Raw genomic sequence first — 19,144 nt, 5'->3', positions numbered from 1 at the left:
CGGCACAAGTCTACTTGGCTAGCTGCGCGTTCGGACCCGCAACGTCGGCGCGGCGCCCACACGGCAGTGTGCCCGCCGAGGGGAGCGGCGGGCACACTGAAGTGCGAAGACGGTTTCGCGTCAGCTGGCGTAGGAGCGCAGGCGGTCGGCCCGGTCGCCGTGGCGCAGCTTGGACATGACCTCGCGCTCGATCTGGCGGACGCGTTCGCGGGACAGCCCGAACAGCTTGCCGATCTGGTCCAGCGTGCGCGGTTGGCCGTCGTCGAGGCCGAACCGCAGCCGGATCACCTGTTGCTCGCGCTCGTCGAGCGTGGCCAGCACATGCCGGATGTCGGTGTGCAGCAACTCGGCGATCACGGCGTTCTCGGCGGACAGCGCCTCGGAGTCCTCGATGAAGTCGCCCAGCGGGGCCTCCTCGTCGGAGCCCACCGGCATGTCCAGGCTCACCGGGTCCCGGCTGTGCTCGAGCAGGTCGTTGATCTTCTCGACCGGGATGCCCGACTCCTCGGACAGCTCCTCGTCGGTGGCCTCGCGACCCAGCTGCTGATGCATCTCGCGCTTGATCCGGGCCAGCTTGTTGACCTGCTCGACCAGGTGGACGGGCAGTCGGATGGTCCGGCTCTGGTCGGCCATGCCGCGGGTGATGGCCTGACGGATCCACCAGGTGGCGTACGTGGAGAACTTGAAGCCCTTGGCGTAGTCGAACTTCTCCATGGCGCGGATCAGGCCCAGGTTGCCCTCCTGGATCAGGTCCAGCAGCGGCATCCCGCGGCCCGTGTAGCGCTTGGCCAGCGACACGACCAGGCGCAGGTTGGCTTCCAAGAGGTGGCTGCGGGCGGCCTGGCCGTCGCGAACGACCTCGGCGAGGGCGCGCTTGCGGGTCTCACCCAGGCGCTTACGCGTCGCCAGCAGATGCTGGGCGTAGAGCCCGGCCTCGATCCGTTTGGCGAGTTCCACCTCATCGGCGGCGTTGAGCAACGCCGTCTTGCCGATACCGTTCAGATACACCCGTACCAAGTCGGCGGCTGGGCTCTGAGCGTCCAGATCGCGATCGATCCGGGGTGCGGCGGCATTCGCCATATCGGCCTCCTTAGAGTGGCTCGAACTGTCAATGGTTCTAACGCCCTAATGGAGCAAAGAGTTCCCACAACGCCGCGGTTTCACACCCTCTGACGTGCACAAATGCCGCGCTGACCTGAGAATGCGCTGAGAATAGATCCAGAAGGATCCTCAGCCAGGGGATTCGGTGTCCGAGCGCGCCGATTCGGTCGGACGGGGGGCCTCCGGCGCTGGCTCGTCGGCGTCGATGTAGGTCGGTCCGATCGCCGGGTAGTCGGCGGCGGCGAGTGTGGCGTGCGGCGAGGGGGAGTACCGGCGGGGTTCCTCGGCGCGCCGCGGCGGGCGGTCGTTGGCGATCAACACCGCCATCCACGGCAACGGGATGGAGATCGCGACGATCCCCAGGGAGATCCAGCCGTTCTGCCAGACGCTGTAGGCCCACGCGGCCAGCAGCAGCGCGGGGACGCGGCAGGACATCATGATCAGGTACTTGCGGACGCGCTGCCGATGCTCCTCTTCATAGGGGATGGCTGCGCGCGTGATGAGTACCGGCCGACCTTCGTCGTCGAAACCCAGCTCCTGGCTGTGCTTCATTCCTCCACTCTTGCACAGTTGGGCGCCTGTGGTCAGACCGGTTCCCCGGCCGTAATTTTCTGCGGCAGAATGTCATCTATGCAGACCCAGACGATCGAGCGCCCAGACACTGATGAACGCGTCGACGACGGGACCGACGACGATCGGCCGAAGTTCTTCCACTACGTCAAGAAGGACAAGATCGCCGAGAGCGCCGTGATGGGCACCCACGTGGTCGCGCTGTGCGGTGAGGTCTTTCCGGTCACCAAGTCCGCCAAGCCGGGCTCCCCGGTGTGCCCGGACTGCAAGCGCATCTACGAACAGCTCAAGAAGTAGACCGCGAGGGCTCCTCGCGCGGCGGCGGCTGATCCGGTTCGAGCCGCTGGCCGTTCTTCTGGTTGGCCTTTTCCTCCAACCAGCTACGCAACTGACGAGTGTGGGTGTCTGGCGCCGGCCACTCCTCCTCGACGGCGTTGTTGAGTTCGGCGCCCAGCATGATGGCGAACCCGAGGAAGAACGCGAACAGCAGGAAGGCGATCGGTGTCGCCAGCGCCCCGTAGGTGTAGCCGGTCCGGGTGATCGAGCTCAGGTAGATGCGCAGCCCGACCGTGGCGATCATGAACACCGTGGTGGCCAGCAACGCGCCCAGGATCAGCCGGTGCGTCGGTAGCGGCCGCGGCAGCGACACTCGGTACAGGATGGTGATCGCGATGACGAACCCCAGGGCCAGCGCCGGGTAATAGCCGAAGCGCAGCACGTCGGCCCAGCTCTCCGGGATGTACTCGGCGACCTTGCGCGGACCCAGCGCCAGGAACGGCGCCGTGACGATGATGATCAGCAGCCCCACCACGTAGAGGCCCAGCGCGTAGAAGCGCTGCCGCACCGGGTGCCGCAGCGGCGTCTGGTCGTGCGCCTCCACGATGGCGTCCACGAACGCCGAGATCGCCGACGAGCCCGCCCACAGCGAGATGACGAAGCCCAGCGACACCACCTCGCCGCGCGCGCCCTGCACGATGTCGCGCATGGTCGGCTCGATGATCTCGGTGACGATGTTCTGCGAGAAGAAGCTGCCGGCCGTGCTGATCAACCGGTCCTCGATCGTGGCCAGCGTGTCCGGGCCGAACAGCGGGGCGATGTAGGCCAGGCTGCCCAGCATGCCGAGTAGCAGCGGCGGGAGCGACAGCACCGACCAGAAGCCGGCTTGGGCGGACTCCGAGAAGATCGAGTCGTCCCACGCCTTCGACAGCGTCCTTTTGGAAACGCGCCAGATGTGGTGTCGGGAAGGCTTGCTGGTCTGGTCACTCATGACCAGACCAGCATTCCTGACTTCCGGTGAATCTGCGAAGCGAGACGCTCCGATGGCGGGTTACGCCTCGACGGGGCTGGTCTCGAGCACTGCGGCGAGTTCGACCAGCTTGGCCTCGTGCTCATTGGCGTGGTGCTGGCAGAAAAGCAGCTCTGCTCCGGACGGCAGCGTCGCGCGTACGCGGGCGGCAGCCCCGCAGCGGTCGCAGCGATCAGCCCGCGTCAATTCGGGACTGGTCAGAGTTGCGGTCATGGCGCCTCCGTTCGTTGCTTGATCTCTACTGTGTCAGACGTACGGCGTTCCGGCGTTGTTCCCTAGGCGTTCATCGGTGTGTCGCGTCTCACCTTCGCTTCGGCGTGGCGCTGCGGCACGCTGATGTCATGTCCGAGCCTAGCCGTGAACTGGTCCACCTCTGCGCGCGGTCGGATTGGGCGGCCGTTCCCCCCGCCGGGCCGTACCGGCCGCCGTCGCTGCAGGAGGTGGGTTTCATCCATCTCTCGACCCCTGAGCAGGTGCATCTGCCCGCCAACCGGCTCTACGCGGGCCGCACCGATCTGGTACTGCTGTACCTGAATCCGGAACTGCTGACGGCGCCGCTGCGCTGGGAGCCCGGCGTACCCGGCGATCCGGACGGGATGCTCTTCCCGCACCTGTACGGCCCGCTGTCGACGGCGGCAGTGAGAATGATCACCCCGTACCTGCCGGACGCCGAAGGCCGGTTCGCACCGCTTCCCGGTTAGCCAGCCGCCGGGATCGGAACCGCTAGTCCAGGTAGTCGCGCAGCACCTGAGACCGGCTGGGGTGGCGCAGCTTCGACATGGTCTTGGACTCGATCTGGCGGATCCGCTCGCGGGTGACGCCGTAGACCTGACCGATCTCGTCGAGCGTGCGCGGCTGACCGTCGGTCAGGCCGAACCGCAGCCGCACGACACCGGCCTCGCGCTCGGAGAGCGTCTCGAGCACCGACTGCAGCTGATCCTGCAGCAGCGTGAAGGACACGGCGTCGACCGCGACGACGGCCTCGGAGTCCTCGATGAAGTCGCCGAGTTGCGAGTCGCCCTCGTCGCCGATGGTCTGGTCCAGGGAGATCGGTTCACGCGCGTACTGCTGGATCTCCAGCACCTTCTCCGGCGTGATGTCCATTTCCTTGGCCAGCTCTTCGGGCGTGGGCTCGCGGCCCAGGTCCTGCAGCAGTTCGCGCTGGATGCGGCCGAGCTTGTTGATGACCTCGACCATGTGCACCGGGATGCGGATGGTGCGGGCCTGGTCGGCCATGGCGCGGGTGATGGCCTGCCGGATCCACCAGGTGGCGTACGTGGAGAACTTGTAGCCCTTGGTGTAGTCGAACTTCTCGACGGCGCGGATCAGGCCCAGGTTGCCCTCCTGGATGAGGTCCAGGAACGCCATGCCGCGGCCGGTGTAGCGCTTGGCCAGCGACACCACCAGGCGCAGGTTCGCCTCGAGCAGGTGGTTCTTGGCGCGATCGCCGTCGCGGCAGATCCATTGCATGTCGCGGCGCTGGGCGGCGGGCAGCTTCTCGCCCTTCTCCACCAGCTCCGACATCAGCTGGGTGGCGTACAGGCCGGCCTCGATGCGCTTGGCGAGCTCGACTTCTTCCTCGGCGTTGAGCAGCGCGACCTTGCCGATCTGCTTCAGGTAGGCGCGGACCGAGTCCGCCGAGGCGGTGAGTTCGGCGTCCTTGCGGGCCTGCCGCAGCGCCTCGGACTCTTCCTCGTCCCAGACGAAGTCACCGGAGGCCTTGTCCTTCTCGGACGGCTCGGCGATCTCGTCCTCGTCGTCGTCCTCCTTGGCCGCCTTGGTCTTCTTGGCGCCCGCGGCGGTGCCGGACTCCTCGGCGCCGCTCTCCTCGTCGTCGAGCTCCTCGAGGTCGTCGGTCTCCAGCTCGGCGTCGGCCTCGAGCTCGTCGCCGGGTTCGGCCTCGAGATCCTCGATGTCGGTGTCGAGATCCTCGGCGGCGCCGTCGGTGTCGACGGCCCCGGCGGTCGCCTTCTTGGCGCGACTGCGAGTGCTCGTACCGGCCTTGGCCGCCGCCTTGCGGGGCGCCGCCTTCTTGGCGGGCTGCTTGGCCGCGCCGGCGGCCTTGGTGGCCCGCTTGGCCGGCGCGCGCTTGGCCGGGGTGCCTGAGGTGGAGGCTTTGGTGGCGGTGCGCTTCACCGGCTCATCGGTTGCCGGGGTTGCTTTCGTCGCTGCCACGTACACCCTTTCGATCGTGCTGGCTTGCGGTGCGCAGGGCATGCGCCACCGAAGCGTCGGCATCTGGAATGTCGGCGTCAGTCTCTGTTTCGAGCTTCACCGCTATTCGTTGGGCGGCCGCCTCGACCATTGTAACGACAGTGCGCCGCCACGCCGCGCCGAGCAAGGAAATCCGCGCGTCCCGCTACCCGGTACCGTCGCCGTGCGCGGCCATGGCGGCGCCGACGATGCCCGCGGTGTTCTGCAGCGCCGCCGCCACCACCGGGGTCCGGTTGCCGAGCAGCGGCACCCATTTGTCGGCTTTGCGGCTGATCCCGCCGCCGACGATGATCAGGTCCGGCCAGATCGCGTTCTCGACGGCCACCAGCACCTTGGTGACTTCCTTGGTCCAGCGTTCGTAGGACCAGTCCTTGCGCTCCTTGATCGACGAGGCGGCGCGGTGCTCGGCCTCCTTGCCGTCGACCTCGATGTGGCCGAACTCGGTGTTGGGCAGCAGCAAACCGTTGTGGATCACCGCCGAACCGATTCCGGTGCCGAACGTCAGCAACACCACCACGCCGGAGTTGTTGCGCCCCGCGCCGAAGCGTTCCTCGGCTAGCCCGGCGGCGTCGGCGTCGTTGAGGACGGTCACCGACTGGCCGCCGAGGGCCTTGCTGATCACCTCGGCGACGTTGGTGCCCAGCCAGGCGTCGTCGACGTTGGCCGCCGTGCGCACGATGCCCTCGGTCACCACGCCGGGGTAGGTGACGCCCAGCGGGCCGGTCCAGTCGAAATGTGCGACGACGGCGGCGATGGTCTCGGCCACCGCGTCGGGCGTGGCGGGTTGCGGGGTGGCGAGCTTGAAGCGTTCGCCGACCAGTTTGCCGGTGTCGAGGTCGACGATGCCGCCCTTGACGCCGCTACCGCCGACGTCGATACCGAACCCGTGGTTGGGTGCGGGACGGGGGTCTTGCGCGGTCATGGCGGCTCCTGGCGACGGCGTGGCGGTCAGCGCTACAAACATAGTGCTTCGGCACCGGATGTGTTGCGATGGAACGGTGATAAACACTGCTTTGCCCGCTGGTCAGGACGTCGCGACTCTACGAAGGGTGGCCGAGGCGCTGGCCGCCGAGGCCGCCGAGTTCGTGCGCACCCGCCGCGCCGAGGTCTTCGTGACCGCGCCGGTGGCCGATGCCGTCGCCGCCAAGAGCGACCCGACCGATCCGGTCACCATCGTCGACACCGAGACCGAGGCCCTGTTGCGGGCCCGGCTGGCCGAACTGCGTCCCGGCGACGCGATCCTCGGTGAGGAGGGCGGCGGTCCGGCGCAGGCGGCCGCCCCGGGCGCGGTGACCTGGGTGCTGGATCCGATCGACGGCACGGTGAACTTCGTCTACGGCATCCCGGCGTACGCGGTATCGGTGGCCGCGCAGGTCGACGGGGTCTCGGTGGCGGGCGCGGTGGCGCACGTGTCGACCGGTGAAATCTACTCGGCGGCAACGGGTTTGGGCGCTCACGTCACCGGCGGCGGTGGCACCGTGGCGTTGCGTTGCAGCGCCGTGTCAGAGCTGGGGATGGCGCTGGTGGGCACCGGATTCGACTACTCGGCGCGGCGCCGCACCGAGCAGGCGCGGTTGCTGGCCGCGCTGCTGCCGACCGTGCGCGACATCCGGCGCATCGGGTCGGCGGCGCTGGATCTGTGCCTGGTGGCCGCCGGGCGCCTCGACGCGCACTACGAGCACGAACTGCACGCCTGGGACTGGGCGGCCGGAGCGCTGATCGCCGCCGAGGCCGGCGCGACGGTGTTGGTGCCGGAGCCGGGCGCGGGGAGCGGGACCGGACTGGTGGTGGCCAGTGCGCCCGGGGTCGCCGATGCGCTGCGCGCGGAGTTGCAGCGGCTCGGCGCGTTCGAGTTGCTGTCGGAGTAAGGGCTCAGCAGCTCGCGGAGTGGATCTTGCTGAGCAACTCCGAGTCGGCCGGTTCGGTGGCGTCGGGGCGCAGACCGGCGAGCACCGCGTCGATGTCGTCGCTGTGGGTCAGCGCCCCGAACTCCGTGCCGATGGCCAGGTCCACCGAGTCGTCGTCGCGCCCGTCCTGGAACAGTTCGGTGCACGGGGCGACCAGCCATACCGCCGCGGCGGCGGCCCGTCCGTTGGAGCCGAACCGGATCTGGCCCTGGCAGGTCAGTCGGGCGCCGGCGTAGATCGGGTCGTTGGCCGCGGTCGGCTGGGCGAACCCGAGGTCGCGCAGCGCCCCCGAGATGTCGCCGGCCTGTCCGCCCTGACCGCTGGCATTGAGCACGTTGATCTTGGTCTCGGCGAGCTTGGCCGGCATCACCTCGGCCATGTCGGTGCGCGACACCTGCTCGCCCAGCGAGGGGGCCTCGCCGCCGTCGGCGGGGGCGGGTGGGGGATTGCACACCGCGACGTCCTGGACGTCCTCGGGGCGGGTCAGCGCGATCATCCACACCATGGCGGTGACGACGGCCAGAACGGCCACGGTGATGACACCGGGATAGATGTTGCGGCGACGAAACGGCAATCCGCGCTTGTCGAAGGCGGTTCCCTCGGTGATTTGTGCGACCACGCCCGAACTCTAGAGCAACTTCGCGGTGTGGTCGGCAACGGAATCGGGGACACTTCCCCCGGGGGTGTGACATAACTCACACTCCATTAGTCGGCAATGGGGGCACGAATCATTTGGCGCAGGCGTTCGGCACTGGTACAAAGCCTTGCTGCAGCACGTTGCGCAGGGGGACGACGAGGGGAAGAGGTTATGGCTACCGACTATGACGCGCCGAGGCGCTCCGAGACCGATGAAGTTTCCGAGGATTCGCTCGAGGAACTGAAGGCGCGCCGCAACGAGGCGCAGTCGGCGGTCGTCGATGTCGACGAGTCCGAGACCGCCGAATCGTTCGAACTGCCCGGGGCGGACCTCTCCGGCGAGGAACTGTCCGTTCGCGTGATTCCCAAGCAGGCCGACGAGTTCACCTGTTCGAGTTGCTTCCTGGTTCAGCACCGCAGCCGGCTGGCCAGCGAGAAGAACGGGCTGATGATCTGCACCGACTGCGGGGGCTGACCAACTCCGATCAACTGCTGAGCGCCGCCAGGACCTTGTCCGGGTGCCGGCAGCTGACCAGCCAGTACGGCGTCGGGTCGTCCGGATCGTCGAGCACCGCCAGCACCATGGGGCCCACCCAGCCGCGGTGCAGCACGTAGGCGGTCGGATCCAGCTGACGACCCAGCGCCGCCGACTTGGCCGAGCGGGGGACCTCCGCGGTGCGGGAGATCACGCTCACCGGCAGGTGTGCCGGGCCCGCGCACAATTCCACCTGGCCGTCGCGGGCGACCACCGCCACCTCCATGCGGCCGAACCACAGCAACACGCCGGCGGCCACCACGAACAGCGCGGCGAACGGCACCCACTGCGGCACGTCGGACTCCGACAGGGCCCGATTGACCTGGGCGGCAATGATCGCCGCCAACCCGAAGCCCAGCGGCCACCACCACCACGGCACCCACAGGCGCTCGCGGTAACGCACCGTCTGGGAGGTCACACCGGACTTCGACACGCGGCCAAGGGTAGTCTGTGGCCTCGTGTCCACTCGTCTGGCGGTTGTTCGCCTGGACCCCGAGCTTCCACTGCCGCAGCGTGCGCACGCGGGCGACGCCGGGGTCGATCTGTTCAGCGCCGAGGATGTCGACCTGGCGCCCGGCCACCGCGCCCTGGTGTCGACCGGAATTGCGGTGGCAATCCCGATGGGGATGGTCGGCCTGGTTCATCCGCGCTCGGGATTGGCTGCGCGCGTGGGGCTTTCGATCGTCAACAGCCCGGGCACCATCGACGCCGGGTATCGGGGCGAGATCAAGCTTTCCCTGATCAATCTCGACCCGACCGAACGTATCCTGATCAACAGGGGTGACCGCATCGCCCAGCTGCTGGTGCAGCGGGTCGAACTGCCCGAGCTCGTCGAGGTCAGCTCGTTCGAGGAGGCCGGGCTGGCGGACACCACCCGTGGCGATGGTGGCCACGGTTCCTCCGGAGGACATGCGAGTCTGTGATGGCATTTGATAAGCGCAAACAGGACGACACCGCGGCCGAGGCGGCCGCCGAGATCGACGACGACGAGGACTTCGACGGCCCGTTCGACGTCGAGGACTTCGATGATCCGGTGACGGCCGCCCAGGGCCGCCTGGATCTGGGCTCGGTGCTCATCCCGATGCCCGAGGCCGGGCAGGTGCAGGTCGAACTCAACGAGGCCGGCGTGCCCAGCGCCGTGTGGGTGGTGACGCCCAACGGTCGGTTCACTGTCGCGGCCTACGCGGCCCCCAAGAGTGCCGGGCTGTGGCGCGAGGTGGCCGGCGAGCTGGCCGACTCGCTGCGTAAGGACTCGGCCAAGGTCAGCATCGAGACCGGCCCGTGGGGTCGCGAGGTGGTCGGCGAGGCCTCCGGCGCGGTCCGGTTCATCGGCGTGGACGGCTACCGCTGGATGATCCGCTGCGTGGTCAACGGCACCCACGAGACCATGGGCGCCCTGGTCGAGGAAGCGCGAAATGCCTTGGCGGACACGGTGGTCCGACGCGGCGACACCCCGATGCCGGTCCGCACCCCGCTGCCGGTGCAGCTGCCCGAGCCGATGGCCGCCCAGCTGCGCGCGGCCGCCGAGCAGCAGGCCGCGGCGCAGCAGGCCGCCCAGGAGCAGGCCGCGCCCCCGGAACCGCCGCAGCCGCCGAACCCGGCCGCGCGCCGGTCGGTGTCGGCCATGCAGCAGCTGCGCGGCACCAACACCATCACCGGCGGCTAGCCGGACAGTTCGCGCAGCGCCGCCACGCAGGCGGCGCCCAATGCGGAGGGGTCCGCGCCGATCTGCGCCAACGTGACGGTGCGCAGCGCCGCCGTCGGCGCGTTCTCGACCCACTCGACGCCGACGTGCAGCGGATGCACCGGGTCGTCGGAGGCCGAGGCCACCGCGAGCGGCGTGCGCAGCCGGGTCAGCTCGGCGCGGGTCGGGGCGACGTAGCCGGCGGCCTCCTCCATCGCGTCTGGGAGCGCGGGCCACAGGCCCGCCCAGGACCGGGTCAACTCGTCGGCCAGCCACGCCGGACTGGACTGTTGCATCAGCGCGGTGGCCGCGGCCAGCCCGTCGCTGCGCAGCTGGTGGGCCGACAGGCGCGCGGTCGCGGCGGCCGGCGCCTCCCGCGGATCGCCCGACCATGCGGGCAACGCCGCCAACACCGCCACCGCGCAATCGGGGTGCTCGAGCGCCCAGGCCAGCGCTACCGCCGCACCCAGCGAAACCCCGCCGACGGCGACAGGGCCGACGGCGGCCGCGTCGTCCAGCGCCCGGCGGTAGCCCGCGATGAGCGTGCCGGGTTCCGGGGCGGGGGCGACCAGCACGGCGCCCACGGAGCGCAGTGCGGGCCCGAACGCGCGCCGGACATAGTCGTCGTCGGATCCGGTGCCGGGCAGCAGCACGGTCCGCACCCCGCGGAGGTCAACAGGCATCCAACGATGGTGCCTGGCGCGGTCGACGGGCCCGTCGCGGGGGCGGGGCAACCGGGTGGGTGGTGGGTGGGTTGGGCCACGTGGCAATCGGGAACCCGGAGGTCTACGGTGGCAGGACAACACGCGAGGAAGCAGGAGTGGCCATGGCTACGGCCGAAGGTTATCTGCGTCGGCTCACCCGTCGATTGACGGAGGATCCCGAACAGCGCGACGTCGAGGAACTCACCGACGAGGCCGCGCACACCGGTGCCCAACGCGCGATCGACTGTCAGCGCGGTCAGGAAGTCACCATGGTCGGCACGCTGCGTAGTGTGGAGACCAACGCCAAGGGTTGCGCCGGTGGGGTCCGCGCCGAACTGTTCGACGGAACGGACACGGTCCTGCTGACGTGGCTGGGGCAGCGGCGGATCCCCGGCATCGAGTCCGGACGTTCCCTGCTGGTTCGCGGCCGGCTCGGCAAGCTCGAGAACGGCACCAAGACGATCTACAACCCGCACTACGAAATCCAACGCTGACCGGACTCCTGAAACTTTGACAGACAAACGCACCGGCGCCCAGGGCCTGCTCGACCAGATGGGCGGCGTGAGTGGGCTGATCTACTCCTCGCTGCCCGTCCTGGTCTTCGTCCCGATCTCCTCGCTGTTCGGCCTGATCCCGGCGATCGTCGCGGCGCTGGCCGTCGCGACGGCGATCCTGATCTTCCGCCTGGCGCGCCGCGAGACCGCGCAACCGGCCATCTCCGGGTTCTTCGGCGTCGGCATCTGCGCGCTGATCGCCTACCTGATGGGCGAATCCAAGGGCTACTTCCTGCTCGGCATCTGGACGTCGCTGTTCTGGGCGGTGGTGTTCGGCGCCTCGGTCCTGATCCGCCGGCCCATCGTCGGCTACATCTGGGGTTGGACCAACGGGCACGGCCAGCAATGGCGCGCCGTGCCCCGCGCGACGCGGGCCTTCGACCTGATCACGCTGGTGTGGGCGGCGCTGTTCGCCTCCCGGTTCGTGGTGCAGAACCATCTCTACGACGCCGATCAGACCGGTTGGCTGGGCGTGGCCCGGATCGCGATGGGTTGGCCGCTGACCGCGGTGGCCGCGCTGGGCACCTACCTGGCGATCAAGGTGGCGCAGACCGCGGTGCGCAACGCCGACCGCGAACCGGCCAAGGCCGAGGCCGACGCCGCCGAGTAGGGGTTACGGCGACGGCGGTCGCAGCAGCGCGCGCAGTTCGTCCTCGACCTCGGTGGTCGCCACCAGCAGCAACTCGTCGCCGCCCTCGAGCGGTTCGTCGTCGGCCGGCACGATCACCCGGTGCCCGCGCAGGATGGTCACCAGCGCGGCGTCGCGCGGCAACTCGAGCTTGCGCACGGGTTTGCCGCCCCACGGCGTGTCGTCGGGCAGGGTGATCTCCACCAGATTGGTCCCGCCCTTGTGGAACTGCATGATGTGCACCAGGTCGCCGACGGCCACCGCCTCCTCGACCAGGGAGGCCAGCATCCGCGGGGTGGACACCGCGACGTCGACGCCCCAGGACTCGTCGAACAGCCACTCGTTGCGCGGATCGTTGACGCGGGCCACCACCCGCGGCACCGCGAACTCGGTCTTGGCCAGCAGCGAGAGCACCACGTTGGCCTTGTCGTCGCCCGTCGCGGCGATCATCACGTCGAACTGCTCGGCGTGCACCGACTCCAGCAGCGACAGCTCGCAGGCGTCGCCGAGGCGCCAGTGCGCGGCCGGGATGGCGTCGACGTCGATGTGCTCGGCGTTGCGCTCGATGAGGGTGACCTCGTGGGAGTTCTCCAGCAGTTCCCGGGCGATGGAGCGGCCCACCGCCCCGGCGCCGGCGATCGCGACCTTCATCGATCCTCCCCGGCCTCGAAGTCCGCGGACGGGGGCAGCGCGGCCACCGCCAACGCGTCGGCGGCGCCGTCGGCGATCGCCGCGATGTACACCTGATCGCTGGCCTGCAGCACGGTCTTGGTGTCGGGCAGCACGCCCTCACCGAAGCGGATCAGGAACGCCACCCGGGCGCCCGTGGCGCTCTCCAGGTCGGTGACCGGCCGGCCCACCCAATCCTCGTGGAGGCTGACCTCGGCGACGGCGACCGAACCGGTCGGGTCGCGCCAGCGTGTCGTCTCGGCGTCGCGGGTCAGCGCGTTGAGCAGGCGGTCGGTGGTCCAGGGCACGGTGGCCACGGTCGGGATGCCGAGGCGTTCGTAGACGGCGGCGCGCTTGGCGTCGTAGATGCGGGCCACCACGCGTTCGACGCCGAAGGTCTCCCGTGCCACCCGCGCGGAGATGATGTTGGAGTTGTCGCCCGAGGACACCGCGGCGAAGGCACCCGCACCCTCGATCCCGGCCCGCAGCAACACGTCCCGGTCGAATCCCATCCCCAGCACCCGTTCGCCGGGGAAGTCCGGGGACAGCCGCTGGAACGCGGCGCTGTCCCGGTCGATCACGGCCACGTCGTGCCCGATGCGGGCCAGCGCATCGGCCAGTGACGCACCGACCCGGCCGCATCCCATCACCACTACGCGCACTGTGCGACACCCTTTCGGCTCGGCTCGGCGGCTCGCGATCTGACGCTACGCCGGAACGCTACCGCCGGCGGCGGTTGGGCATACTCTTGGACCTCGTGTCCAAGCTTTCGACCGCCACCCGGCGGTTGCTGTTGGGTCGGCCGTTCCGCAGTGACCGGCTCGGCCACACGCTGCTGCCCAAACGGATCGCGCTGCCGGTGTTCGCCTCCGACGCGATGTCGTCGGTGGCCTATGCGCCGGAGGAGATCTTCCTGGTGCTGTCGGTCGCGGGACTCAGCGCCTATGCGATGACGCCGTGGATCGGGTTGGCGGTGGCCTTCGTCATGCTGGTGGTGGTCGCGAGCTACCGGCAGAACGTGCACGCCTATCCCTCCGGCGGCGGCGACTACGAGGTGGTGACCACCAACCTGGGGCCCACCGCCGGGGTCACGGTGGCCAGCGCGCTGATGGTGGATTACGTTCTGACCGTTGCGGTCTCGATGTCGGCAGCCATGTCCAACATCGGCTCGGCGGTGCCGCTGGTGGCCCAGCACAAGGTGTTGTTCGCGGTGCTGGCCATCGTGTTGCTGATGTCGATGAACCTGCGCGGCATCCGCGAATCCGGGCTCGCCTTCGCCATCCCCACCTACGCGTTCATCGTCGGGATCTTCGTCATGCTCGGCTACGGTCTGTTCCGCATCTACGTCCTGGGCGACGAGGTCCAGGCCGAATCCGCCGGGTTCGAACTGCATTCCGAGCACGGCGAGATCCTGGGCTTCGCGTTGGTGTTCCTGGTCGCCCGGTCGTTCTCGTCCGGTTGCGCCGCGCTGACCGGGGTGGAGGCCATCAGCAACGGGGTGCCGGCCTTCCGCAAGCCGAAGGCCAAGAACGCCGCGACGACGCTGCTGATGCTCGGCGGCCTGTCGATAGCGCTGCTGATGGGCATCATCTTGCTGGCCAACAAGATCGGCGTCCAGATCGCCGAGGACCCGGCCACCCAACTGGTCGGCGCCCCGGCCGACTACCACCAGAAGACGCTGGTCGCCCAGCTCGCCCACGCCGTGTTCGGCGGCTTCCACATCGGGTTCGTGCTCATCACCGTGGTCACCGCGCTGATCCTGGTGCTGGCCGCCAACACCGCGTTCAACGGTTTTCCGGTGCTGGGATCGATCCTGGCCCAGGACAGCTATCTGCCGCGCCAATTGCACACCCGCGGTGACCGATTGGCGTTCTCCAACGGCATCCTGTTCCTGGCGGTGGCGGCCGTGGCCATCGTGGTGGCCTTCCAGGCCGAGGTCACCGCGCTCATCCAGCTCTACATCGTCGGGGTGTTCGTGTCGTTCACGCTGTCGCAGATCGGGATGGTGCGGCACTGGACCCATCACCTGAAGTCGGAGACCGATCCCGACGAGCGGTCCAGGATGGTCCGGTCGCGGGTGGTCAACACCGTCGGTGCGGTCTGCACCGGCACCGTGCTGCTCGTGGTGGTCATCACCAAGTTCCTGGCCGGCGCCTGGATCGCGGTCGCCGCGATGGGCGCGCTGTTCATCCTGATGCGGGCCATCCACCGGCACTACGCGGCGGTGGCCCAGGAACTGGCCCGCGATGAGGCCGAGGCCAGCGAGGTCACCCTGCCGAGCCGCAACCACGCGGTGGTGCTGGTGTCCAAGCTGCACCTGCCGACCCTGCGGGCCCTGGCGTATGCCCGCGCCACCCGGCCGGACCTGCTCGAGGCCATCACCGTCAGCGTCGACGACGCCGAGACCCGCGAGCTGGTGCACAAGTGGCAGGACAGCGAGGTGACGGTGCCACTGAAGGTGATCGCCTCGCCGTACCGCGAGGTCACCCGGCCGGTGCTGGACTACGTCAAGCGCATCACCAACGAGTCCCCGCGCACGGTGGTCACCGTGTTCATCCCGGAGTACGTGGTGGGCCATTGGTGGGAGGGGGTGCTCCACAACCAGAGTGCGCTGCGGCTCAAGGGCAGACTGTTGTTCATGCCCAACGTGATGGTGACCTCGGTGCCCTGGCAGCTCAACTCCTCGGATCGGGTGAACATCTCGCGCCCGGGTTCGGCGCCCGGCGACACCCGGCGGGGCATCATCAAGTGACCGAACTGATTCTGACGGCCACCGCACCGGCCAACGGCGGCAGCGTCGTGGCCCGCCACGACGGGCGGGTGGTCTTCGTGCGGTACGCGCTGCCCGGGGAGACGGTCCGCGCGCGGGTCAACGACCAGCGCGGATCCTATTGGCACGCCGACGCCGTCGAGGTGCTCGAGGCCGCCGACGACCGCGTCGCCTCGCTGTGCCCCATCGCCGGTCACGACGGCGCCGGCTGCTGCGATCAGGCGTTCGTGGCGCCCGAGGCGCTGCGCCGGATCAAGGGCGAGGTGGTGGCCAATCAGCTGCAGCGCCTCGGCGGCCACGACTGGCAGGGGGTGGCCGAACCGGTGGGCGACGGCGCGCCGACGGGGTGGCGCAGCCGGGTCCGCCTGACGGTGGGGCCGGACGGCCGCGCGGGCATCCACCGCTATCACAGCGCCGAGTTGGTCACCGACCTGCGCTGCGCGCAGTTGGTCGACGGGCTGCTCGACGACCTGCCCGAGGACCGGTTCCGCGCCGGCGATCAGGTGCACGTGGTCCGCGACGACGACGGCGCCCGACACGTGGTCTGCGGCGGGCCGCGCCGCAAGACCCGGGTGGTCGAGGGCGAGTACGAGACCGTGCAGCGGGTCGGCGATCGGAGCTGGCGGCTGCCGGTGACGGCGTTCTGGCAGGCCCATCGCGACGCACCGGCGGCCTACAGCGCGCTGATCGCGCAGTGGGCGCAACTGCAGCCGGGGGCGACGGCCTGGGATCTGTACGGCGGGGCCGGATTGTTCGCCGCGGTGCTGGCCGACGCTGTCGGCGCCGAGGGCCGGGTGCTCAGCATCGACACCTCCCGGGCCGGCGGCCGGGCCGGGCGCGCCGCGCTGGCCGACCTGCCGCAGATCCGGTTGGTCACCGACTCGGTGCGCCGCGCGCTGTCCGACGGGGGAGCGGCGGCCGGTGATGCCGCCGAGGTCGCCGTCCTCGATCCGCCGCGCACCGGGGCCGGCCGGGAGGTCATCGATCTGCTCGCCGCCACCGGGGTGCCGCGGATCCTCCACATCGGTTGTGAGGCAGCCTCTTTTGCGCGGGACATCGGACTGTACCGGGAGCGCGGCTTCACCGTGGAGCAGCTGCGGGTCTTCGACGCGTTCCCGCTCACCCACCACGTGGAGTGCTTCGCGCTACTGACGCGCTGAGGCGGGGGCGGCCCGGTCCCATTAGGCTGTCTCGCGGTGTGCCGGGAAGTCTGGTCGGCGTTGATGCACGGTGCCGTCGATCAGCAAGGGGTTTTGATGTCCGAGCCATCCACCGTCCGGCTGCTGGCGCGCGGTTCCTGGCGCGAGGCCGCCCGCGTCGCCGACGTGCTGCGTCGCGAGACGGTCGGGGGGATCATCTTGTTCGCCGCGGCTGCGGCGGCCCTGATCTGGGCGAACTCGCCGTGGTCGGGGGCCTACGAGCGGCTCTCGGCGGTGACGGTGGGCCCGGCGTCGCTGCACCTGGACCTCAGCCTGGCGAGCTGGGCCGCCGACGGGTTGCTCGCGGTGTTCTTCTTCGTCGTGGGCCTGGAACTCAAGCGCGAGTTCGTCGCCGGCGACCTGCGCAACCCGGCGCGCGCGGTGCTGCCCGTCGTTGCCGCGGTGGGCGGCATGGCGGTCCCGGCGCTGATCTTCTGCGGCGTCCAGCTCGCGGCGGGCTCCGGGGAGACCCTGCGGGGCTGGGCCGTGCCCACCGCCACCGACATCGCGTTCGCCGTCGCCGTGCTCGCGGTGCTGGGCAGCCACCTGCCCATCGCGCTGCGGACGTTCCTGCTGACCCTGGCCGTCGTCGACGACCTGCTGGCCATCTCGGTGATCGCGGTGTTCTACACCGAACACCTCGAACTGGCCCCGCTGGCCGCGGCGCTCGTCCCGTTGGGGTTGTACGCCCTGGCGGTGCGCCGCGGCGTCGGACAGCTGTGGGTGCTGTTGCCGCTGGGGGCGGCGACCTGGGCGCTGGTGCACGCCAGCGGGATCCACGCCACCATCGCCGGGGTGGTGCTGGGGTTCACGGTGCCGGTGCTGGGTAAACACGCGGCCACCGAGCGGCTCGAGCATCTGGCCCGTCCGGTGTCGGCGGGGTTCGCCATCCCGGTGTTCGCGTTCTTCGCCGCGGGGGTGTCGATCCGCGACGTCGGGATCGGCGACGCGCTGCAGCAGCCGGTGCTGCTGGGGGTGCTGGCCGGGCTGGTGCTGGGTAAACCGATCGGTGTGCTGGGCACCACCTATCTGCTGGCGAGGTTCACCCGCGCCAGCCTCGACGACGAGTTGGCCTGGCGCGACGTGCTGGGGGTGTCGATGCTGGCCGGGATCGGGTTCACCGTCTCGCTGCTGATCGGCGAGCTGGCCTTCGGCTACGGCACCCCGCTGGGGGATCAGGCCAAGCTCGGCGTGCTGTGCGGGAGCCTGCTCTCGGCGCTGCTGGCCGCCACGGTGCTGTTGAGTCGCAACGCCGCCTACCGCCGCATCCACGCCGCGGAGACCCTCGACGCGGACCGCGACGGCATCCCCGACGTGTACCAGCGCCGCGACGATCCGCCTAGCGGCGCCGGCTGAGTTCGCGAATTGCCTTGGTGGCGCGGTGGATCCGGGTCGGCGCCGGCGGGTAGAGGGCCGCGGCCAACGCCAGCTTGTCCGTGCGCAGCTGCGCCACCGCGGCCTCGGTGAATCCGCCGTCGGTGGGCGGTTGTTGCGGCAGCACGGCGGTGGTGCTGAGCTGCCAGCGCGAGCCGGCGTCCCGCAGCGACTCGTGCTTGATCGGGTAGTAGTCGGTGCGCCCGGCGACCGCGACCCCGCTGGCACCGGCGGCGGCCGCGAGCAGGTGCAGGTGGAAGCGGGTGCTGACCCAGGTCTGACCGGCCCGGGCGGGCACCCCGCGGTTCCACAGTTCGGTGAACGGCACGAACAGCGCCCCGGGCAACTGGTCGGCCACCCGGTCGTAGACCTGCCGATCGGCTCCGGGCAGCGCCTCGACGAAGGCGACGTCCTCGCCGCGCAGTCGCCAGTCCCGCACCACCTGTGTCACGGCCTCGGTCAGGGCATCGATGCCGCGGCCCCCGTCGAAGTCGTCCATCAGGTCCGACTGCAGGCAGAAAACGAAGTCCCGGGCAACGGTGGGTGAGGTCTCGTCGTACACGCCCTCGTCGGCCACGCCGAGCCAGGCGTCGTCGCCGGTGTGCGTGACCTGGCAGGCGGTATCGGCGAGCGTCTCGAGCGAGGGCCGGTCGCGCACGTCGAACAGCGTGAAGTGCGAGCCGAGCTTGCGCAGCCAGGCCCGGCGGCCGTCGTCGCCGGCGGGCAGCAGCCCCTGGCCGGTGGCCACTGCGCGCACACCGTACCGCTGCACGGCCGCCGAGGCGGTGGCCAGCAGCGACAGGTGATGCGACCAGACCGTGTTGAGGTAGCCGCCGCCGACCAGGTGCACGGTGTCGGCGCGGGCGAGCAGTTCGATGCCGGAGACGATCCGCGGCAGCCGACCGGGGTTGTCCAGCACGTCGGCGGCGAAGTCGACGGCGGTATCGGCGGGTTGTTCGGCGGTCTCGAAGCAGATGCGCCACACGGTGTCGACGAAGGTGACCCGCGGGTGCGAGCGGGCGAGCAGCACGGCGGCCTGACCTGGGGTGTGGCAGTCGACCACCACGTCGGTGTCGGGCCGGGTCCGGGCCAGATGCCGCAGCCAGGACCGCAGGATGAACTCGTCGCCGAAGTTGGGGTTACCCGCGGGGGCGACGAGGTAGATCAGTTTCGGGTCGGTCGGGGGGAGGCTCACACCCACAGTCAGACCTCCATCCCGGTGATTACCTGTGGCATTGCTGTGAGAATGCTGGTGGTCAGCGTACTTCAGCACGGTCGGTTCCGAGTACTGAT

The 19,144-nt window shown here is 69.8% G+C and carries 24 protein-coding genes; 11 read left to right on the top strand and 13 right to left on the bottom strand.

The features are described from left to right. Positions 1-120: 120 nt before the first annotated feature. Together EL338_RS14250 and EL338_RS14245 are read right to left on the bottom strand one after the other, a co-directional pair. A complete protein-coding gene (locus tag EL338_RS14250) occupies positions 121-1,080 on the bottom strand; it encodes a sigma-70 family RNA polymerase sigma factor (protein WP_126334348.1) in 960 nt (319 codons plus the stop codon). A gap of 150 nt (positions 1,081-1,230) precedes the next feature. Next, the gene (locus EL338_RS14245; RefSeq protein ID WP_179967208.1) at positions 1,231-1,653 is read right to left on the bottom strand and encodes a DUF3099 domain-containing protein; all 423 of its coding nucleotides are present in this window, start codon (positions 1,651-1,653) and stop codon (positions 1,231-1,233) included. 78 nt (positions 1,654-1,731) lie between these two features. On the opposite strand from EL338_RS14245, the gene EL338_RS14240 reads away from it, so the two are divergent. Then, positions 1,732-1,968, top strand: a complete 237-nt coding sequence (locus tag EL338_RS14240) for a DUF3039 domain-containing protein (RefSeq protein WP_126334346.1) — start codon at positions 1,732-1,734, stop codon at positions 1,966-1,968. On the opposite strand, the gene EL338_RS14235 is transcribed toward EL338_RS14240, so the two are convergent. Continuing rightward, positions 1,958-2,938 carry a YihY/virulence factor BrkB family protein gene (locus tag EL338_RS14235; protein WP_126334345.1) on the bottom strand — a complete coding sequence of 327 codons (981 nt, stop codon included), beginning with the start codon at positions 2,936-2,938 and terminating at the stop codon, positions 1,958-1,960. The two genes, EL338_RS14240 and EL338_RS14235, sit on opposite strands and share 11 nt — an antisense overlap. A gap of 60 nt (positions 2,939-2,998) precedes the next feature. Then, the gene (locus EL338_RS14230; RefSeq protein ID WP_126334344.1) at positions 2,999-3,190 is read right to left on the bottom strand and encodes a DUF7455 domain-containing protein; all 192 of its coding nucleotides are present in this window, start codon (positions 3,188-3,190) and stop codon (positions 2,999-3,001) included. A gap of 128 nt (positions 3,191-3,318) precedes the next feature. Here EL338_RS14230 and EL338_RS14225 point away from each other — a divergent pair, with 128 nt between their 5' ends. Further along, a complete protein-coding gene (locus tag EL338_RS14225; protein ID WP_126334343.1) occupies positions 3,319-3,678 on the top strand; it encodes a DUF952 domain-containing protein in 360 nt (119 codons plus the stop codon). Positions 3,679-3,700: 22 nt separating this feature from the next. Here EL338_RS14225 and EL338_RS14220 read toward each other — a convergent pair whose 3' ends face one another. From EL338_RS14220 to ppgK, 3 genes are read right to left on the bottom strand one after another with little or no spacing between them, the layout of a single operon-like run. Further along, complete coding sequence (locus tag EL338_RS14220) at positions 3,701-5,152, bottom strand: RNA polymerase sigma factor (RefSeq protein WP_179967207.1); 1,452 nt, start codon at positions 5,150-5,152, stop codon at positions 3,701-3,703. Continuing rightward, the gene (locus EL338_RS26180) at positions 5,118-5,282 is read right to left on the bottom strand and encodes a hypothetical protein (RefSeq protein ID WP_163791832.1); all 165 of its coding nucleotides are present in this window, start codon (positions 5,280-5,282) and stop codon (positions 5,118-5,120) included. Before EL338_RS26180 ends, EL338_RS14220 begins: the two co-directional genes overlap by 35 nt. Before the next feature lie 54 nt (positions 5,283-5,336). Next, positions 5,337-6,113 carry a polyphosphate--glucose phosphotransferase gene (gene ppgK, locus EL338_RS14215; protein WP_126334341.1) on the bottom strand — a complete coding sequence of 259 codons (777 nt, stop codon included), beginning with the start codon at positions 6,111-6,113 and terminating at the stop codon, positions 5,337-5,339. A gap of 58 nt (positions 6,114-6,171) precedes the next feature. On the opposite strand from ppgK, the gene EL338_RS14210 reads away from it, so the two are divergent. Next, positions 6,172-7,059, top strand: a complete 888-nt coding sequence (locus EL338_RS14210) for an inositol monophosphatase family protein (protein WP_126334340.1) — start codon at positions 6,172-6,174, stop codon at positions 7,057-7,059. 4 nt (positions 7,060-7,063) lie between these two features. On the opposite strand, the gene cei is transcribed toward EL338_RS14210, so the two are convergent. Next, on the bottom strand, positions 7,064-7,717 hold the full coding sequence (gene cei, locus EL338_RS14205; protein WP_126334339.1) for an envelope integrity protein Cei: 654 nt from the start codon (positions 7,715-7,717) through the stop codon (positions 7,064-7,066). A 189-nt stretch (positions 7,718-7,906) separates the two neighbouring features. On the opposite strand from cei, the gene EL338_RS14200 reads away from it, so the two are divergent. After that, positions 7,907-8,209: a DUF4193 domain-containing protein gene (locus EL338_RS14200; protein WP_126334338.1), complete on the top strand. Its 303-nt coding sequence runs from the start codon at positions 7,907-7,909 to the stop codon at positions 8,207-8,209. Between the two features lie 10 nt (positions 8,210-8,219). Here EL338_RS14200 and EL338_RS14195 read toward each other — a convergent pair whose 3' ends face one another. Beyond that, positions 8,220-8,702 (bottom strand): DUF3093 domain-containing protein, encoded by a 483-nt coding sequence (locus EL338_RS14195; RefSeq protein ID WP_126334337.1) that lies wholly within the window; start codon positions 8,700-8,702, stop codon positions 8,220-8,222. Between the two features lie 25 nt (positions 8,703-8,727). Here EL338_RS14195 and dut point away from each other — a divergent pair, with 25 nt between their 5' ends. Next, positions 8,728-9,192: a dUTP diphosphatase gene (gene dut / locus EL338_RS14190; protein WP_126334336.1), complete on the top strand. Its 465-nt coding sequence runs from the start codon at positions 8,728-8,730 to the stop codon at positions 9,190-9,192. After that, a complete protein-coding gene (locus EL338_RS14185; RefSeq protein ID WP_126334335.1) occupies positions 9,192-9,935 on the top strand; it encodes a DUF3710 domain-containing protein in 744 nt (247 codons plus the stop codon). Before dut ends, EL338_RS14185 begins: the two co-directional genes overlap by 1 nt. Here EL338_RS14185 and EL338_RS14180 read toward each other — a convergent pair. Continuing rightward, positions 9,932-10,636: an alpha/beta hydrolase gene (locus tag EL338_RS14180; protein WP_126334334.1), complete on the bottom strand. Its 705-nt coding sequence runs from the start codon at positions 10,634-10,636 to the stop codon at positions 9,932-9,934. The genes EL338_RS14185 and EL338_RS14180 overlap by 4 nt on opposite strands. Before the next feature lie 143 nt (positions 10,637-10,779). On the opposite strand from EL338_RS14180, the gene EL338_RS14175 reads away from it, so the two are divergent. Together EL338_RS14175 and EL338_RS14170 are read left to right on the top strand one after the other, a co-directional pair. Beyond that, positions 10,780-11,151: an OB-fold nucleic acid binding domain-containing protein gene (locus EL338_RS14175; protein WP_126334333.1), complete on the top strand. Its 372-nt coding sequence runs from the start codon at positions 10,780-10,782 to the stop codon at positions 11,149-11,151. A gap of 58 nt (positions 11,152-11,209) precedes the next feature. Beyond that, complete coding sequence (locus tag EL338_RS14170; RefSeq protein ID WP_126336862.1) at positions 11,210-11,821, top strand: DUF3159 domain-containing protein; 612 nt, start codon at positions 11,210-11,212, stop codon at positions 11,819-11,821. 3 nt (positions 11,822-11,824) lie between these two features. Here the strand turns inward: EL338_RS14170 and EL338_RS14165 are convergent, their stop codons facing one another. Next, a complete protein-coding gene (locus EL338_RS14165; RefSeq protein WP_126334332.1) occupies positions 11,825-12,490 on the bottom strand; it encodes a potassium channel family protein in 666 nt (221 codons plus the stop codon). Beyond that, positions 12,487-13,170, bottom strand: a complete 684-nt coding sequence (locus tag EL338_RS14160) for a potassium channel family protein (RefSeq protein WP_126334331.1) — start codon at positions 13,168-13,170, stop codon at positions 12,487-12,489. The genes EL338_RS14165 and EL338_RS14160 overlap by 4 nt, the downstream gene beginning before the upstream one ends. A gap of 95 nt (positions 13,171-13,265) precedes the next feature. On the opposite strand from EL338_RS14160, the gene EL338_RS14155 reads away from it, so the two are divergent. The 3 genes from EL338_RS14155 (at position 13,266) to nhaA (ending at position 17,833) form a co-directional block, all read left to right on the top strand. Then, complete coding sequence (locus EL338_RS14155; RefSeq protein WP_126334330.1) at positions 13,266-15,260, top strand: APC family permease; 1,995 nt, start codon at positions 13,266-13,268, stop codon at positions 15,258-15,260. Continuing rightward, entirely contained in the window at positions 15,257-16,438 is a 1,182-nt protein-coding gene (locus EL338_RS14150) for a class I SAM-dependent RNA methyltransferase (protein WP_126334329.1), read from the top strand. The genes EL338_RS14155 and EL338_RS14150 overlap by 4 nt, the downstream gene beginning before the upstream one ends. Positions 16,439-16,534: 96 nt before the next feature. After that, positions 16,535-17,833, top strand: a complete 1,299-nt coding sequence (gene nhaA, locus EL338_RS14145) for a Na+/H+ antiporter NhaA (protein WP_126334328.1) — start codon at positions 16,535-16,537, stop codon at positions 17,831-17,833. Here the strand turns inward: nhaA and EL338_RS14140 are convergent. After that, positions 17,817-19,046, bottom strand: a complete 1,230-nt coding sequence (locus tag EL338_RS14140) for a polysaccharide pyruvyl transferase family protein (protein WP_163792167.1) — start codon at positions 19,044-19,046, stop codon at positions 17,817-17,819. The two genes, nhaA and EL338_RS14140, sit on opposite strands and share 17 nt — an antisense overlap. Between the last annotated feature and the right edge of the window lie 98 nt (positions 19,047-19,144).

The sequence above is a fragment of the Mycolicibacterium chitae genome (genome assembly GCF_900637205.1).
GTDB classification, from domain to species: domain Bacteria; phylum Actinomycetota; class Actinomycetes; order Mycobacteriales; family Mycobacteriaceae; genus Mycobacterium; species Mycobacterium chitae.
Note: the sequence above shows the minus strand (reverse complement) of the source record. Positions and strands in the feature narration are given on the sequence as shown.